The sequence below is a fragment of the Sphingobacterium multivorum genome (assembly GCF_900457465.1).
Taxonomy (GTDB): Bacteria; Bacteroidota; Bacteroidia; order Sphingobacteriales; family Sphingobacteriaceae; genus Sphingobacterium; species Sphingobacterium multivorum.
This window is the reverse complement of the sequence record NZ_UAUU01000004.1, coordinates 51,249-69,584: the sequence shown is the minus strand read 5'-3', so window position 1 is coordinate 69,584 and position 18,336 is coordinate 51,249. Positions and strand designations below refer to the sequence as shown.

The following is an 18,336-nucleotide window of genomic DNA, read 5'->3' as shown; positions in this document are numbered from 1 at the left end:
ATGATTCGTTGCTTTTAACATCTTGTGTTATTTTTCTATCGTTAACAAGGTACTTTTTGATCCTTCCATCCGGCCTGATACCACAGCGCTTCCCGAAGGCAGTCGAAGCTTAATCAATGTACGACCATTGTAGGCCTGCACTTTTTTCGACCCCGTAGAAGTGCCTTGGTCGACGATCAACTGACCATCGCCGGTCGAACCAAAATAGATCCAATCCTTTGCATCGAGACAGGGGGTATTGGTATTATCCACAATTTGAGCTTGCACAGTGATCATATCGCCATCCGTGGCAATTTTTTCCACAAGAAGTTTTGCCGGTTTACCCCACTTTTTTGTCTGATACTGCTGTTCAATTTCATCCACGAGAATTTCCCGGCCGTTTTTCGCGACAGCTTTAATCTGATTGCTTCCTTCGTTCAGTTTCACCATCCAGCGCAAACCTGCCGCTGGAAAATCTTGGCTATTTCTTTTCTTTAGTCCTTGACTTTTGCCATTGACAAAAAGCTCAACCTCCTTGGCATTGGAATACACCTTGATCATTTTCGACTCGTCTTTTTCACCCCAACGGACCGGCCAGCTATGGCCATAAATATGCAACATTGGCTTCTCGGTCCAATACGACTGGAATACGTAGTACGATTCTTTTTTGGTAAAATCCCGTTCAACAACACCCTTCTGATTGACATAAGGCACAGGATTGTCTGGCCGGACCGGAGTTGAAAAATCTTTAAATGGCCAGTAGGCTGTTCCCGTGAGCCAAGGCATGGTTTCCTGTTCCTTTAAGTGCCAATCGATGAGATTACAGATGTAGCTTTCACTCCAATCGCCATCTTTAGAAACGCGTGCTGCTCCACCAATGAGCGACGCATCGCCTGCCCGTTCATCTGTTGTACCATCACCTTTGATTTTAGCTAGAGCACGGTCAGGGTCCTCTGCATGTCGTCTTGCATGACTATCCCCGCCCCACTCCACATGAAGGAAATGCTTTACCTTTTTCATTTCTTCCTCGGAGGCTGCTTTATAGTCGGTATAAACGCCTCTATACCAACCCGCCCAAATGGACGGAGAATAAACATCAACAATATCTTTACAGAAATCACAACGTCGTATCGCTGTTTTCCGGCTTGGGTCCAATTGATGAGCTAAGCCATTGAGTTCACTCATATAAGCTCTTATCTTCGCCTGATCAAACTCCGTAAAATCACCGGGCCAATCATTTTCGTTGCCGAGGCCCCAAATAATGACCGATGGATGATTATAATGCTGTTCAATCATATTGGTTAACATCCGTTTTCCCTGAAGCTGATAGACCTCTCCACCCAATCCACCTCTGCACCATGGAATCTCTTCCCAAACCAAAATACCCAGACTATCGCAGGCCTCAAGCACTTTACGACTCTGCTGATAATGTCCCAAGCGTATAAAGTTTACACCCATCTCTTTCATCAGGGTCATCTCCTGTAAGATCTGATCGTCAGTCATTGCTGCAGCAACTCCGGCATGGTCTTCATGACGATGGGTACCGCGAAGCAAAAGTCTTTTCCCGTTCAGCAGAAAAGGACCATTCTCCTTAAATTCTACCTGTCTAAAGCCAAAGGCAGTCTCTTCTTTAAATATTTGCCCATTGCTTTTAACCGTGGTAACCAAACGGTACAAGGCCGGTTGATCAGGGCTCCAAAGCTGTGGCTTCTTGACCATGAACTTCCCAAATTCAAGATTTAATGCTCCCTTATTAACCTGTGGTTGCTGGGTTTGCACGATTTTTCCAGCGGGGTCGTAGAGCTGCATTTCGACTTCAAAATTAGTCTGAGCCGAAAATGGCATCAGTCGTCCACGGACGTTGGCTACCCCCTGCCTGCCATCAGCCCCTACTGACGCCTCAACAAATACACGTTCCAAGGCTGTCTGCGGAACATATTTCAGGTTTAGATGTCTGTAAATACCGCCATAGACGTTAAAATCAGACAGATTGGAGGGGATCATTTCTAAATCACGCGAATTATCAACACGAATTGAAAGCGGTATTTTACCCTTTAATTGTTTTTTAAAAGCATCTGTTTTTTTAAACTTTTCAACCGCATCCGTGATGTCCACCGTCCATTCGTCGTATCCACCAACGTGCTCCCCAACTTTAACGGTATGGATATAAACAGCTGTCTTTTGTCCGGCTCCTTCAAAATGAAGGAGGGTGTGACCATTTAAATAGGGGTTGTCAATCTCCAGCGATTTTCTATACCAACTGGGTCCCTGATAATAATTGATAGCTGGATCAACAGCGTCCAGCGCATTATAACAATGCGGTAGATCTACCTGCTGCCACAATGGAACAGATTCGGGATTACCGGCTCCCACCGGTCTTACAGCTTCCCAGATTCCACCCAGATCGCTCTTTAAGAAATCCCAGCCATGATCAATCCGCTTAACTTCCTGAGCATGGAGCTGAGCAACTCCAAAAGTCAACAACAACGCAACTATTTTATTCAATCTACTTTTCTTCATTATGCTATTCTAGTATCTGCTTTCCATCTTATCGGCCTTACTCGTCCAAAGCTCCAGTTTTCATGTTCTTTGCTCCGGGCCCTTTTTCGCACTTAAATTTGCCAGCCACTTCGATCTTAATCACCGTAGCAACAGAATCAATGGCCTGCTCAGGCACGGCAATCTGAATACCATCGGCATTCGATTTTACCTTTAACACTTGATTATTGGCTAAAAGACTAGCTTTTAAAACTTTATTTTCAATCGGAAGTTCAACTATTCCATTTTTTGGCCAGTCAAATACCGAGATATACAAATAAGTCCGCTTTCCATCTTCCTTTAGGGTACACCGCCCCCATTCAAATGGCTGTAAAGGACTACTCTTGGTTGCGTAGATCGCTTCACTATTGACTTTCATCCATTTGCCAATTACAGCCAAACGTTCTATACTCTCCTGGGGGAAGGATCCGTCGGGTTTTGGGCCAACGTTCAACAGGTAATTTCCACCTTTGGAAGCAATATCAACGAGATTGCGGATCAAGGTTTCGGCAGACTTCCATTTATGATCCGATGTGCGGTAGCCCCAAGTACCGTTCATGGTCATACAGGTTTCCCAATGTTTGCCTTCGAGTTCACTCCAATCTGGAATTTTTTGCTCCGGCGTTTTGGTATCGCCGGGGAAATTAGGCCGTTTCAATCGATCATTCGTGATAATATTGGGTTGTAATGCCAATTGGTCCTGAAGCATATTTGCAGCTTCGTCGGTCATATTGGTTGGCGTATCCCACCATAGTACAGCAATATCGCCATAGTTACTCAACAATTCTTTGACCTGAGGTACGGATACGTTTTTGATATAGTCACTAAAACTCGCTGTTTCTTGTTTGGGGTCCCAATGGCCATGATGTGCTAGCGTGTAGTCATCGATACGGGTTGAATCTGGATTAGGCCAGCCTTCTCGCATTAACTTACGAGCAGCCGACCCACCAGGATTATTCCAATCCTGCGCCTGTGAGTAATAAAAGCCAAGCTTCAGTCCATATTTTCGGCAGGCTTCGGCCAAAGGTTTCAAGACGTCTTTGCCATAGGGCGTAGCGTCCACCATATTCCACTTACTCGCTTTTGTTTCAAAGAGTGCAAAACCATCGTGGTGTTTGGCTGTGATAATCAAATATTTCATGCCCGCATCTTTCGCCATGCGTACCCATTCGTCTGGATTATAGGCGATGGGATTAAATTGTTTCGCCATGGCCTGATATTCATCAACTGGAATTTTTGATCGGTTCATAATCCATTCTGCTCCACCACGTACCTGTTCGTGTCCCTTATAAACACCGCCGAACTGTGCATATACTCCCCAATGGATAAACATACCAAACCGGGCTTCCTCCCACCATTTCATGCGTACACTATCTGGTAAGCGATTTACTTGCGCATACAATAATCCCGTGCTCATTCCCACGATGAGGATAAGTGCCAGCAACATTTTATATATAGCTTTCATACCTAAATTTTCACAGTTCTTCATTTAGAAACCTGGTGTTTGTTTAAAATTGTCATTACCTAAACTTTTGGCCATATCTACCTCAGATTGAGGGACTGGCCATAAGGTATCTCTTGCCATAAATAACCGTGAAGCGCCATCTGGATCCTTGGTTTTATCCATCACCTCTTTGATCATCCCCCAACGTTTCAAGTCAAAATAACGTTGACCTTCCAAAGCCAATTCAATCCGCCGTTCATGACGGATAATATCGCGGAATTCATTTTTTGTCAGCGAACCGCTAAACTGTACGAGCGGCATTTTCACATCAGCCCTGGATCTTACCTTATTTAATGCATCCACAGCTGTTTGATCAGGCCCTGCACTTTCATTCTTCGCTTCTGCATACATCAATAAAATATCGGCATAGCGCAAGAATACCCAATCCTGATCGCTTTGTGTCGCGTAACTTGTTGGCCATTTCGATTCGTTGATATACTTTCGCGGTAAAAAACCACCCAACACGCCCTCGGCAACGGGATCAAAAGCGGAAGATGCTGTAGTTCCGCGCCATACACCGCGGTACATAATTGTTGACTTCAACCGTGGATCTCTATTTTCGTAAGGATTTTTAGCATCGTAAACTGTCGATTCTTTAATATCCTTTCCATCGATGGCATAATAAGAATCAACCAGATAACCCAGTGGTTGTATGGTCTTCAGATAAGAATACATCATATCTGCCGGACTATACATATTGGGTGGTAAAAATCGAGCGGAAAACATGATTTCGGGATTATTATTTTGTCCCGGCTTTCGGAACAGATCGCGGTATCCACCCTGATAGATCGAAAACTTGTTTTCATCCATAACAATCTTCGCTGTTGCAGCTGCCTCCGCCCATTTCTTCACCGTCAACAACACCTTTGTTTTGTACCCCAGTGCAGATCCCCGCACAGCATGTCCTTTATACCCTGTATTAGGCAGTTTTTCACTCGCATAATCTAAATCTGCCAAAATCGCTTCGATAATGTTGGTTTTAGGTGTTCTACCGAGCCGAATACTCGCATCGTCCATGCCCAGAGGTTCTAAAGTCAATGGCACATCACCGTACAGATTGGTCAACAAAAAGTAGTAATAGGCGCGGATAAAACGAGCCTCTGCTTTATATCGGTCACGGTCCTGCTGGCTCATGCTTGTAATACGGTCAATATTGGCAATCAATTTATTGCATGCTGCAATGGCCTGATACGAAATCTCATAGCCCTCAGATTGCATGCCACCCGTTGTCGAGGTGATTCCGGATCGCGAAATAATATTGAAGTTATTGGAGGTACTGGACACAAAAGCATCGTCTGAAAGCCCATCCCAAAACATACTTGCTCCACCCCAACCACCACGTGCATTGGATGAAGACGTCGAATTGTATCCTCGGCAAAGAAATTCATAACAGCCCGAGAGTGCCAAATCAGCATCAGTCTGCGTTTTCCAGAAGGTTGACTCCGAAATTTTATCTGTTGGATTTTTATTTAAAAAATCTTTTGTACAGCTACCCAATGCAGCTAAGGCTGCTAAGCTTAAATATAGATATGTTTTTTTTACGCTCTTTTTCATCTGTAATTTTTTTTTAGTTACCACTCGATTAGAATGTGATGCTCGCCCCAAATGCGAATACTTTATTCTGCGGATGAGTCACATAACGTCCTGATGTTGCACCACCGCTTGATGAAACACCACGTTCGGGATCTAAACCAGGGAACTTGGAGAATGTGAGCAGGTTATCCGCCGCAAAATAAATGCGAAGGCCAGAAATACCAGCTTTGGACAAGGTGCTCTGTGGAATAGCATAGCCTACCTGAATATTTTTAAGGCGCAAGAAGGATCCATCTTTTAAAAAGAAAGTCGATGCAGTCCGTACATTATTTGCCGCAGGGGTATTTTCAGCACCCACTATTGGAAGCGATGCATTCGGATTCTCTGGAGTCCAAGCGTTCATCCAGTCGCGAGTGAACGTTCCGCCTTGCCTAAAGGGCACGATTCCCCACTCACTCACAAATATTTTTTGTCCCTGGGAACCAAAGAAAAAGGCTGTAAAATCAAAGTTCTTCCAAACAGCCGTCGCATTAAAGGAGTAATCGAAATCTGGATACGCTCCGGGCACGACAATTCGATCATTATTGTCCACAACTTTATCTCCATTAACGTCAGCAAATTTCAGATAGCCCGGTTGTGCTGGAATCTGTTGCACTGGAGAAGCTGCCACCTCTTCCTTCGAACGGAATATGCCCGTGTTCTCCAAAAGGTAAAAACTACCATAAGGTAAACCTTCCCGGATAATGGTATTGCCCGAGATACGTTCGGCCCCATATTTCATCACCTTGTTGCGATTGGCCTGAATATTTCCATTGAGGGTCAAGGATACCGCTCCAATTTTATCACGGTATTGCAGACCTAGCTCTATACCTCTGTTACGCAATTCCCCATAATTTACGGTCGGTGCAGTCAGCCCAATATAAGAAGGGAAGGCTGTAGATGCAGATAAAATATCTGATGTTACTTTGTTATACCAATCGAAAGAAGCGGTCAATTTGTTGTTCCATAAACCGATATCTACACCGAAATCCAAGACTTTGGTACTTTCCCATTTGATCCGGTCATTGGCCATTGCTACCTGACGAGCTCCCTGTTGGAGCGTTTCATCAAAAGGATAAGCAAAAGAGGAATTGTAAACAATCTGATATGGATAGTTACCAATATTTTGATTACCCAATGTTCCAATGGAGGCTCTTAACTTTAGTTCATTAACAACTTCTTTCAATTTCGGACCAAAAAAGTTCTCATCCGAGACTTTCCAACCTCCAGATAATGAAGGAAAAAACGCCCATTTTCTATTTTCAGGAAAACGTGAAGATGCGTCATAACGTGCATTCCCTTCGAGTAGATACTTGCCTTTGTAGTCATAGTTTAACCGACCATAATAAGACCTCAATGACCACTCATTGGTGACACCATTATTTGATTGTTGTCCAGCTCCGCCACCATCAAGCTCAAGCAGGTCATTGTTGGGAAATTGCAGCCTACTTCCGAACAGTTTTTGTGTTTTATTATATTCCGCCTGAGTTCCTGCCAGTACTTTCATGTTATGATTTCCAAAAGACTTATCGTAAGTCAATTGCGTATACCCGACTGGATACACATTGTTGTCGTCCGTTACTTCTAGCCCTTGACCACCTACATCAAGTTGTCTGGCGGGTAGGTCATCCGGTTTGGCAAACCACATGTATTGATTAATCACAGGTTTGTTGGTATAGTTTTTTGTAAAACCATACGTCAACCCGCCGCTTGTCTTCCAATCCAGTCCATCCAATATTTTCACATTTAAAAAAATATTGCCTTGCATAAAATAATTGTTCAGTCTTGTAAATGCATTTTCAGCAACTGCAACAGGGTTTTTATTTGGGGATTGAAAAGGATATGCCCTAGACGAATAACGACCACTACCATCTGGTAATACAGGTCCATAAAGTGGTGATTGACTAATGGTAGACAAAAACTGATCTTCACTACCGTTTCTAGGATATTTCCGATCCCCATAATTCAAGGTGATACTTGAACCAAAACTTATCCGATCATTTATTTTAGAACCTAGGTTAAGCTGTAGATTATACTTTTTAAAAGAAGTCCCGATCATAATATCAGGCTGATTGACGTAGCCCAATATAACGTTGTAATTTGTTCCTCCGGCACCACCGCTTAAGCTTAAATTGTGCGTTTGCACCGGGACAGTTCTAAAGACAGCATCTAACCAGTTAAAATCGGGATATAATCTTTTATCTGTTGCATTTTTGTAGGCATCAATCATCTCCTGGCTAAAGGAAGCATTTGGATTTGTGACACCCGAGTTTTTATTTGCCTGATTATACAAGGTCATGTAATCAACGGAATTATATACGAGGTCTGGAAGAGCTGAGGCCTTGGTAATTCCGACATTATAATCGTAGCTCAGTTGTGTTTTTCCAGCTTTACCCTGTTTTGTCGTCACAAGAATGACTCCATTTGCTGCTCTTGCCCCATAGATAGCAGCTGAAGCGGCATCTTTCAATACGGTGATATTCTCGATTGCTTGGGGATTCAAATTTTCCAAACTACCGGGGATACCATCTACGATAACCAGTGGAGCAGAAGAGGCGCCGTAGGAACCCAATCCCCGTACCTGGAGATTCACATTTTCATTCCCCGCTTCTCCCGATCCTTGGGTAACACGAAGTCCGGGCATGCGACCTTGAAGTAACTGCGTTGGATTTGTAGCGATACGTTTGTTAAGCACCTTTCCATCGACAGCAGCAACAGCACCCGTTAGATTACTTTTTTTCTGGGTACCATAGCCTACTACAACCACTTCGTCAATCAGGCTACTGGACTCCTGCAGTACAAGATTAATGTGATCTTTCTTATCGACCTGGACTTCGGTTTTCTCTTTGCCTACCAGCGAAAATATCAGGACATCAATATCTCGCGCAAGAATCTGATAATTGCCGGCCCCATCGGTTACAGTGCCGTTTTTCACCCCCTTTATCTGTACGGTAACCCCCGCAAGAGGCTCGCCTGTTGAGGAGCTTACTTTTCCGGATATCTTTATTTGCGACTGAGCAAGCACCGCCGGTGCAGACATGCTCATCAACGAAAATAAAAGCAACCCCTTACCTACCGTTTTGGTCATCGGTGTTATCATAGTTGTTTTGGTTTATTTGGTTATTTAACGAAGTAAATGAACTCAAATATCAAAAATCGTTTACAGCAAAAGGAGTATTTTTTGTTCAAATTAGTGGAATAAATGGCTTCATTCCTGATTTTCAACACAATTAAATGGTTTTTAAAAAAAAAGAAAAATAAACCCCTTGGCAGCTGCTAATTTTTCTTCCAACAATCGATCGGTTGATCTTCAAAATAAGCTAGCGATCTGCCGGAGCATCCTACAACGCTAGAGATTATCAATTTTGCAATAAAATCGATATATTGCCCACAAATCAATTTAAAGTGAGGGAGTCGATGACAACAAAAAAATATAGGAACGTCTATATCTTTTGGTTTTGCAGCATGTTATTTTTTTTACTGCCCGAGGGTTACTGTCAAACAATCATACCCACAGGTACGCCTTTTGTCAAACAATACAAAAAAGACCAATACAAGGCTGGAAATCAAAACTGGTCTTTGGATGTCGACAAAGATGGTCGTATTTATAGTGCCAATACCGAAGGTCTATTGCAGTTCGACGGACAATATTGGCGCATCTTTCCGCTTCCTAATCATTCCACGGTACGAAGTGTCGCAATCGGTAAAGATGGCAAGATTTACACCGGTGGAAGAGGTGAATTTGGCTATTGGACTTCCAAACCCTTTGGAAACTTGACTTATCAAAGTCTCTCTAAGCTGGTACAGGACAAAACCTACTTTCCAAACGAAGAAATCTGGAAAATCATTGTAGAAGACCAACGGGTATTTTTTCATACATTTTCGAAATCCTATATCTGGGAAAACAATCGTATACGGCAATTAACGGCTAAAGGTGAGCCTTTTTTATTTCCGCATCAGCTCAACAATAAATTATTTTTTGAACAGCTACCAAGTGGTCTGCATGAATTTAAACAGGATAAATTAATTCCTGTAAAAGGAAAAGATGTCTTGAAAGACAAAAATGTACTTGCCATCTTACCTTACGACGCAACGACTTCGCTTATTGCGACCTCGCGAAACGGCCTCTACCTGATGAAAGCCGATGGAACAATCCTACCCTGGGCTGCTCCGGCAAATCAGCTCTTAAGCCAGTCACAAATAAACAATGGCTTATACCTCTACGATGGACAATATGCTTTTGGCACCATCCAAAACGGTGTTATTATCATCAATAAAAATGGGCAGGTCATTCAACATATCAATAAAAACAATGGTCTCCAAAACAATACTGTACTCAGCATTGTCAAGGACAATCAGAAGAATATCTGGGTGGGACTTGATAATGGCATTGACCGCATTGAAATCAATTCCCCATTATCATTTTACACTGATTTTGTCGGAAAAATAGGTACCGTTTATACATCGATCATCTATCAGGGAAAAATCTATCTTGGAACTAATAAGGGCTTATTTTCAAGTGAATGGAAGGGATTGACCAATTACAATTCATTAAATTTCTCTCAGATTCCAAATTCAAATGGTCAGGTTTGGACATTAGCACAATTTGGTGATGAGTTGATCTGTGGACATAATGACGGAACCTTCAAATTAGATAACGGGAAGCTTGAAAAGATCTCTCAGATTACCGGAGGATGGGTTTTCAAACCTATTTTTGGAACAAAAAATATTCTTCAGGGGAACTATACAGGCTTATCGAAATTCACGTTCGATGGTATACACCTAGCGTTCGTTCAGCAGTTCACAGGCGTTAAAGAACCGGTTCGATTCTTGGCGCAAAAAGATAACCATGCCTTTTGGATTGGCGATTGGGGACAGATACAACTACTCGGACTTGATGCGAATTTCCAGCAGGCAAAGATTTTATTTTCCTCCAAACAGGATAGTATCGCTTCAAAGAGGCAATTTACGGGGATTTATACCTTAGAAAATAATCTTGTATTTGCTACAGACAGCGGATTTCTCCAATTCGACAATATTGTGAAAAAATTCAGCTATGCCAATGAATTAAACACAGCGTTAGGCAGCTATAAAAATTCAAATAAGGTCATACCGATCAATACAAACAGCTACTGGTTTATTCAGAAGACTAAAATTGCTAAAGTAGATTTTGACAGTAAGGGCAAATTGCATATTGACTCCAATCTGCTCAGTCCCTTACAGGATCGAATGATGAATAACTATGAAAACATTCTCCCGATTGAAAACCAATACTATCTCATCGGTTTAGATGATGGATTTGCGATCTACCGTCATGCCGATAAATTACAAAAATACAGGTTGCCACTTCCGCAAATAGCGCAACTTGTCAACTTGACAACAGGCCAGGCTATTATCCCAGATTCAGCGTTTAAACTATCATCATCGGACAATAATCTTAGAATTAGCTTTTCAAGTCCATATTATTCGACTTCGCCACTTCAATACCAATATTATCTCGAAGGTTACTCAGACAATTGGTCCGAATGGAGTGAAACTGCCTATCAAGATTTCACAAATCTACCTTATGGAGAGTTTCAAATTAAAATCAGGGCGAAGGACAATATGGGGTCAGTTTCGGAAGTCCAGACATTTTCATTTACCATTCGGCATCCATGGTTTCTTTCTTGGTGGGCGAAGTTATTTTATACACTCGTCCTGATAACGCTCATCTATTTAGCTTACAGGTTTAATCTTCAACGGGAGCGCAAGCGTCAGTTTCAAATACGGCGAAAATGGCTAGAAGAGAAAAAGATTGCCTTGGAACGCGAAACAGAGCAAAAAGAAAAGGACTGGATTAAACTTAAAAACCAGCAATTAGAAGATCAGCTTCAATTAAAAAATAAAGAACTTGCCAATGCGGCACTCAATATCGTTTACAAAAATGAGATGTTGAACAATTTACACGCCGAGCTCAAACAGCTTAAAGATGCTGATGGCAACAAGCTGAGTTCGGATGAATTGAAAAAGATAAACAAGCTTATCGATGATGCCCATAACGACGATCGTGACTGGCATATTTTTGAAAGAAGCTTTAACGAATCACATGAGAATTTTTTCAAGAAATTGAAACAAGAGTTTCCTGATCTCGTCCCCAATGATCTGAAACTATGTGCCTATTTAAGGCTCAATATGTCGAGTAAGGAAATTGCCTCATTACTCAACATTAGTACACGCGGTGTCGAGATTAGACGCTATCGATTACGCAAAAAGTTAGGCATTCCAACAGACAAAAACCTTTCTGAATTCCTGATGGAACGTTAAATTTTCATCACAGACACTACATCATTACCACACACGAGCTTTAGTGTATAAAACACACTAAAGCTCGTGTTATTTCAGTAAAAACAACAACACAAAATACTGATTATCAAAAACATAAAATACAATAAAAGGTAGCCTGAGCAAGCCGAAATTTCATGTAGTAGTGATGTGAATATGTTAAATTTTGGCAAAGTTGTACTACATCAACATATTTGCTTCAGGGAAATAACCAACGTATTTTAAACAAACACCAAAAATTAACGATATGAGGAATCTATCCGCATTATTTTTGACATCCATGGTCGTATCGGTTGCCTATGGACAAACTTCGGTACAAGGAGTGGTCAAAGATGGCACAAGCATGATATCCATGCCTGGCGTCACCATTAGTATCAAAGGGAAAGCAGTATCTACAAAAACCGACGCAACGGGGAAATTTCAAATCAATGCCTCTCCTACCGACTCACTGGTCTTTAACTTTCTGGGTTATCGCACACAAACGGTATACATTGGTAATCAAACGCAACTCAATGTATTCTTAGAAAATCAAAATCAAGCATTGGAAGAGGTTGTTGTTATCGGTTATGGTACACAAAAGAAAGCAGATCTGACCGGATCGATCAGCTCCTTGAAATCATCCGATATCACGAAGCAACCTGCCATGTCGGCAATGCAATCCATCCAAGGTAAAGCTGCAGGTATCAATATTATTGCAAATGAAGCTCCGGGGTCATCACCCAATGTCATTATCAGGGGCTTAGGAACTGCATTATCAGGACGGAATCCACTCTATATTGTCGACGGAATTGCACAAACAGATATTAATAATATCAACCCATCCGATATTGAATCTATGGATGTTTTAAAAGATGCATCCTCCGCATCTATTTACGGTCTTCGGGCGGCTAATGGCGTTATTATCGTGACGACGAAGAAAGGTAAAACCGGAACAACAAACATCAATTATGAAAGCTTTGCGGGTATAAAAAACGTATTGAACCGCGTGAAAATGGCCAACGCTGATCAGTTTAGAATATTTGCAAATGAATACCTCACCTCGACCAATGGGTCTTACCGTTTAGCTGAGAATCAAAAATATAATACAGATTGGTATGACGAATTATTACGTACAGGTTCTGTATTTAATAATGCTGTTAATATTTCTGGTGGAACTGAGAAAGTTGATTACTTCGTATCAGCAAACAATTATACCGAAAATGGTATTCTTGAAGGCTCAAAATTTGTAAGAAATACCATACGCAATAACAACGTATATAAATTTTTAAACAACCGCCTAAAGTTCAGCCAAAATTTAAATCTTACATTAACAAATGCAACACCTAAGCCTTATAGTGCTTTCACCACGGCTTACCGTCAGTCGCCACTTGCGCCCGTTATGTTTGATAATGGCCGTTACGGTTTAGGTCGTGTAAATACAACAACAGGTGTCGCTGGCATTGAGGCCGCACCAGGCCAAGCCATCGGAAATCTAAATTCTATTGGAAATCCAGTGTATGAGGTTTTACGCCAAAATGAAAGAACAAATACGCTACGCTTACAAGGAAGTTTTGAGGGAGAATTTAAGATTACAGATTATCTGAAAATCAATTCGCGTATTGGCGGGAATAAATTTTATTCGAAACAACGGATTTTTAATAATGTAAAAGATCAATGGTTAAATGCTAATACTTTATTGAATGAATCTGATTTCATCAAATTAAAGGAAAACAATCCAAAAGCGCTTGATTATGTAGACAACAGCTTGAAATATGAAAATCTAGAACAATTCCGCTGGTCTATCGAGAATTTCTTAACATTTAACAAGAATTTTGACAAGCATCATATTGAGGCGGTTGTGGGGATGTCGCGTGAGAAATACGACATAAACAGCATGAGTAGCCAAACGGGTTATAATGTACCTGAACAAGAGCAATACTGGAATATCAATCTTGCAAAAGGAACAACCAATTATGGTATTGTTGCGCTACAAACCTCTTATACTCCGAGGGCCTTAGCTTCGTATTTTGGACGTTTGCAGTACAATTACGATAGCAAATATTATTTAACGGCAACATTGCGTAGAGATGGATCAAGTGTTTTCCGTAATACAGGAAAATACTGGGGTACATTCCCATCGGTGGGATTAGGTTGGACGGTAACCAACGAAAGCTTTATGAAAGATGCCAGCTGGATTAATTTATTGAAAGTGCGCGGAAACTGGGGTAAATTAGGTAACCAAGATATCCCGCTAAATGTTTCCACAATTTTAACAAGTCCAGAAAGTTCAAATTACAACTACGTTTTTGGTCCTGAACAGAATATGGTTTATGGAAGCGCATATGGCACTCCAGCCGTAAATCTAACCTGGGAAGTAACCAGAGAAACGGGCGCTGGCGTAGACTTTGCGTTTCTAAACAATCAGCTTTCAGGATCCATTGACTACTATCATAAGCTGAATACCAATACTATTCTTGATGTCACACCGACTTACACCTCTCCATCCGAAAAAAACTTCTATGCGCATGGTGCTAAAGTATTAAACCAAGGTGTGGAAGTGGCCTTAAATTGGAACAAAAGTATAAGTCCGGAGTTCAGTTATACATTCGGTGTTAATTATTCATACAATAAAAATAAAGTAACGGAAGTGGTCCCAGCTTATGACCGTGCTACTGGAGGCAGTTTAAATAATGGGGAGATTACCAAACAGCTTCGCGTTGGACAACCGATCTATGGCTGGTGGATGTTTGAGGCAAATGGTGTCTTTCAAGATGCAGAAGATGTAAAAAATTACCCATCGTTTGGTGCTGCAAAACCTGGCTATCTGAAGTACAAGGATCAAAATGAAGATGGTGTCATCGATTCCCGCGACAAGGTTTTCTTTGGATCATTTTTACCGACTTCAACATATGGTATCAATGTTGGTGTTAATTATAAAGCTATTGATTTTAATGTTTCCGGATATGGTGTCGCAGGCAATAAGGTTTACAATGGTTTAAATAGCGTTCGTTCCAATGCAGGTGAGAACATCGCGTTATCAACTTTTGAAAATCGCTGGACTGGCGCAGGTTCAACCAATGAACATCCCGGTGCAGAAAGAGCATATTGGGCTTCGAGTTATTTCCTCGAATCGGGCGCTTATTTCCGTATCAATAATATCACTGTAGGATACACTTTCAATAACTTATATAGCTCGAGATCTAAATTAAGATTATATGTTACTGCTCAGAATCCATTTATATTTACGAATTATAGTGGTTTCTCTCCTGAACTTGCCGGCGACGGTAGTCCAAATTTAACTTCTGGTATTGAGCTTTCAGCTTATCCAACGACACGTAATTTCTTATTTGGACTTAACATGCAATTTTAATCACCTTAGTTTTTGAAGACAATGAAAATTAACAAACTTTATATAGCAATTCTTCTTAGTGGGGGCATTGCATTGCAAGGCTGTAAAGACAACAACTTCTTAGATGTACCTTCTAAAGAATATGTTGAAGCCGAAGACAGTGAAGAAATCTACACACCCGAGCAATTTGTCAATGGTGTATATGGAATGTTTACTGATTGGGATTATTCTTTCTCTTACATCGGTATCACGGATATGCTTTCCGATAATGCGGATAAAGGTAGTTCAGCGACAGATGCCGGTGGTGACAAGTTAAGTTTAGACGAGTTGACTTACACCTCAACAACGGGTTCCTTTCTTTCCATGTGGACACGTTGGTATAAATCCATAGGGCGGGCTACACAAGCTATTGCATACACAGAAAAATTTGGACTGACAGACGAAGCTTATAAAAACAGATTGATTGCCGAAGCTCGTTTTCTGCGTGCATTGAACTATTTCTATCTTGTCCGCGGATGGGGCGATGTTCCTATCCAAGAACGTGATTTAATAAAAAGAGAACCCGCAGCTGAAGTTTACGCCTATATTGAAGCGGATTTACAATTTGCTATCAACAATCTTCCACTCAAATCTGCTTATGCTGCAAAAGATTTAGGTAGAGCGACCAAAGGTGCCGCACAAGGGTTATTGTCGAAAGTCTATTTGTATCAAAGCAAATGGCAACAAGCTGCCGACATGGCGAAAACTGTCATCACATCTGGAGGATATAGTCTCGAACCGGATTACGCAACAATTTGGCGTTTGGCTGGGGAAAATGGTCCCGAATCATTATTTGAATTTCAAGCAAGGGGCACCTCTATCGCACATGGTATCCAACAATATAGTCAAGTACAGGCACCTCGTGGAGGAGCGGTCAACTTAGGCTGGGGTTTTAATATCCCAAGCCAAAACTTATTGGATGCCTTCAATGCCGAAAAAGACAATATCCGCCGGGATGCCACAATTATTTTCAGGGGTGAAACCCTTTACGATGGCCGTCTGATTGACAATGGTGTAGAAAACCCAATGTATAATGAAAAAGCGTATTCCTCAGCAAATGGAGGTGCCGCTGACGGTGATAAAAACGTACGTTACCTCCGTCTGGGTGAAATTTATCTTATCCTGGCCGAAGCCGCAAATGAGGTTGGCAATAGCAGTGAAGCGCTGAATGCATTAAATACCGTACGCACACGCGTAAAATTAGCCAATGTAACAACAACCGACCAAACGCAGCTCCGTCAATTGATCTGGAAAGAAAGGCGTCTTGAATTGGCATTTGAACACGACCGTTGGTTTGATCTGGTGCGTACAAAACAGGCAAAAACAGCCATGGCTGCCAATGGAAAAACTTTCCAGGATAAAATGTTGCTTTTTCCAATTCCAGAGAATCAACGTATCCAAACACCAGAAATGCCTCAAAATACCGGTTGGTAATCATTTACACAAAATAACGCAGTTCAAACGACCATAGGTCGTTTGAACATTTTTTCAAGAATTAAACAACATATCCATGAGAAAACGAATAGCATATCCAGCACTTAGCGGTATAGCTTTGGCGCTTATTCTCAGCAGTTCGTGCCAAAACACTGCTAATAGCAGTCCAGACAGTCCCTCAAAAATTGATTCAACCAGCGGAAGCAAGATCAATGAAGATTCGCTATTGACCACTATTCAGCAACATACATTTCAATATTTTTGGGAGGGTGCCGAACCTACTTCTGGTCTCGCTAGAGAACGCATCCATATGGATGGTGTATACACCCAAAATGATCGTAATGTCGTGACCATAGGTGGTAGTGGCTTCGGACTCATGGGTATGATTGTCGCGATGGAACGTGGTTTTATCAGCCAGGAACAAGGCATTCAAAAGTTGAATCACATCATGGATTATCTAGGCAAAATCGAACGGTTTAAAGGAGCTTGGGCACACTGGTACGATGGAGAACTGGGTACAGCGAAACCGTTCAGTGAAAAAGATAACGGTGGCGACATTGTCGAAACGGCTTTCTTAGCGCAGGGATTAATTGCTATCCGGGAGTATCTAAAAGATAAAGGTGATTCCGCCAAACTGATCGCTCAAAAAGCAGACAAGCTATGGAAAGAAATCAATTGGAATCACTATACAAACGGACAAAATGTTATTTATTGGCATTGGAGCCCTAAATTTAACTTCCAGCAAAATCATCCCGTCAGAGGATATGACGAGTGTCTTATTACCTATATTTTGGCAGCCTCATCCCCTACTTATCCGATTGCACCCCAGGTGTATCACGAGGGATGGGCAAGATCTGGTGCAATTAAAAGCTCCGCTAAAAAATATGACATTCCACTCGTGCTAAAGCACAATGCCAAAGAAGGTGAAGTGGGCCCGCTCTTCTGGGAACATTACTCCTATCTAGGATTGAGCCCCAAAGGATTAAAAGACCAATACGCAGATTATTGGGAAGCGACAAGCAATCATGTTAAGATCAATTTGGCATACGCCGATCTGAACCCAAAAGGGTACAAAGGCTATGGTTCAACGAAAGGTTGGGGCTGGACGGCCAGCTATTCCATCAACGGTTACGATGCACATCATCCAGACAACGATCCTGGTGTGATCTCCCCTACAGCGGCTTTATCGTCTATGCCCTACGCCCCACATGAAAGCATACAGTTTGCACAATACTTAAACAATCAGCTCGGCAATAAAATCTGGGGTAAATATGGCTACTATGATGCCTACAGTGAAACGGCAAATTGGTATCCACAACGTTATTTAGCCATCGATCAGGGGCCTATTATTGTCATGATCGAAAACTACAGAACCGGAAAAATCTGGGACCTATTTATGCAGGCTCCAGAAATTCAACAAGGACTAAAGAAACTCGGTTTTACCAGTCCTTATTTAAAGTAGTGGCCTATGGAATCATTTTCAATCCGTCACACGTTGAAAATGGTTCCTTCCACCAAAATAACAGGACATCTGATCAAGAAAACTCAGGGATCATCTTGAGCACTTGACATAAACTTACCCTATTGCGCGGAAAGCAAAATCCACGCGCACAAAAAAAAT

The 18,336-nt window shown here is 41.7% G+C and carries 8 protein-coding genes; 4 read left to right on the top strand and 4 right to left on the bottom strand.

Going from position 1 to position 18,336, the window contains the following annotated elements:
• Window positions 1-27 precede the first annotated feature (27 nt).
• The 4 genes from DTA23_RS06375 to DTA23_RS06360 are packed head-to-tail and all read right to left on the bottom strand — an operon-like array spanning window position 28 to window position 8,693.
• On the bottom strand, window positions 28-2,499 hold the full coding sequence (locus DTA23_RS06375; protein ID WP_112374167.1) for a glycoside hydrolase family 2 protein: 2,472 nt from the start codon (window positions 2,497-2,499) through the stop codon (window positions 28-30).
• A gap of 37 nt (window positions 2,500-2,536) precedes the next feature.
• On the bottom strand, window positions 2,537-3,982 hold the full coding sequence (locus DTA23_RS06370; RefSeq protein ID WP_112374180.1) for an alpha-L-fucosidase: 1,446 nt from the start codon (window positions 3,980-3,982) through the stop codon (window positions 2,537-2,539).
• 24 nt (window positions 3,983-4,006) lie between these two features.
• On the bottom strand, window positions 4,007-5,575 hold the full coding sequence (locus DTA23_RS06365) for a RagB/SusD family nutrient uptake outer membrane protein (protein WP_146753014.1): 1,569 nt from the start codon (window positions 5,573-5,575) through the stop codon (window positions 4,007-4,009).
• Window positions 5,576-5,603: 28 nt separating this feature from the next.
• Entirely contained in the window at window positions 5,604-8,693 is a 3,090-nt protein-coding gene (locus tag DTA23_RS06360) for a SusC/RagA family TonB-linked outer membrane protein (protein ID WP_112374165.1), read from the bottom strand.
• A gap of 365 nt (window positions 8,694-9,058) precedes the next feature.
• Between DTA23_RS06360 and DTA23_RS06355 the strand changes: the two genes are divergently transcribed.
• From DTA23_RS06355 to DTA23_RS06340, 4 genes are all read left to right on the top strand, one after another.
• Entirely contained in the window at window positions 9,059-11,896 is a 2,838-nt protein-coding gene (locus DTA23_RS06355; RefSeq protein ID WP_172462338.1) for a helix-turn-helix and ligand-binding sensor domain-containing protein, read from the top strand.
• A gap of 265 nt (window positions 11,897-12,161) precedes the next feature.
• Window positions 12,162-15,263 (top strand): SusC/RagA family TonB-linked outer membrane protein, encoded by a 3,102-nt coding sequence (locus tag DTA23_RS06350; protein WP_112374163.1) that lies wholly within the window; start codon window positions 12,162-12,164, stop codon window positions 15,261-15,263.
• A 21-nt stretch (window positions 15,264-15,284) separates the two neighbouring features.
• Window positions 15,285-16,715, top strand: a complete 1,431-nt coding sequence (locus tag DTA23_RS06345; RefSeq protein ID WP_112374162.1) for a RagB/SusD family nutrient uptake outer membrane protein — start codon at window positions 15,285-15,287, stop codon at window positions 16,713-16,715.
• A 76-nt stretch (window positions 16,716-16,791) separates the two neighbouring features.
• On the top strand, window positions 16,792-18,177 hold the full coding sequence (locus DTA23_RS06340) for a glucoamylase family protein (protein ID WP_112374161.1): 1,386 nt from the start codon (window positions 16,792-16,794) through the stop codon (window positions 18,175-18,177).
• Window positions 18,178-18,336: the final 159 nt, after the last annotated feature.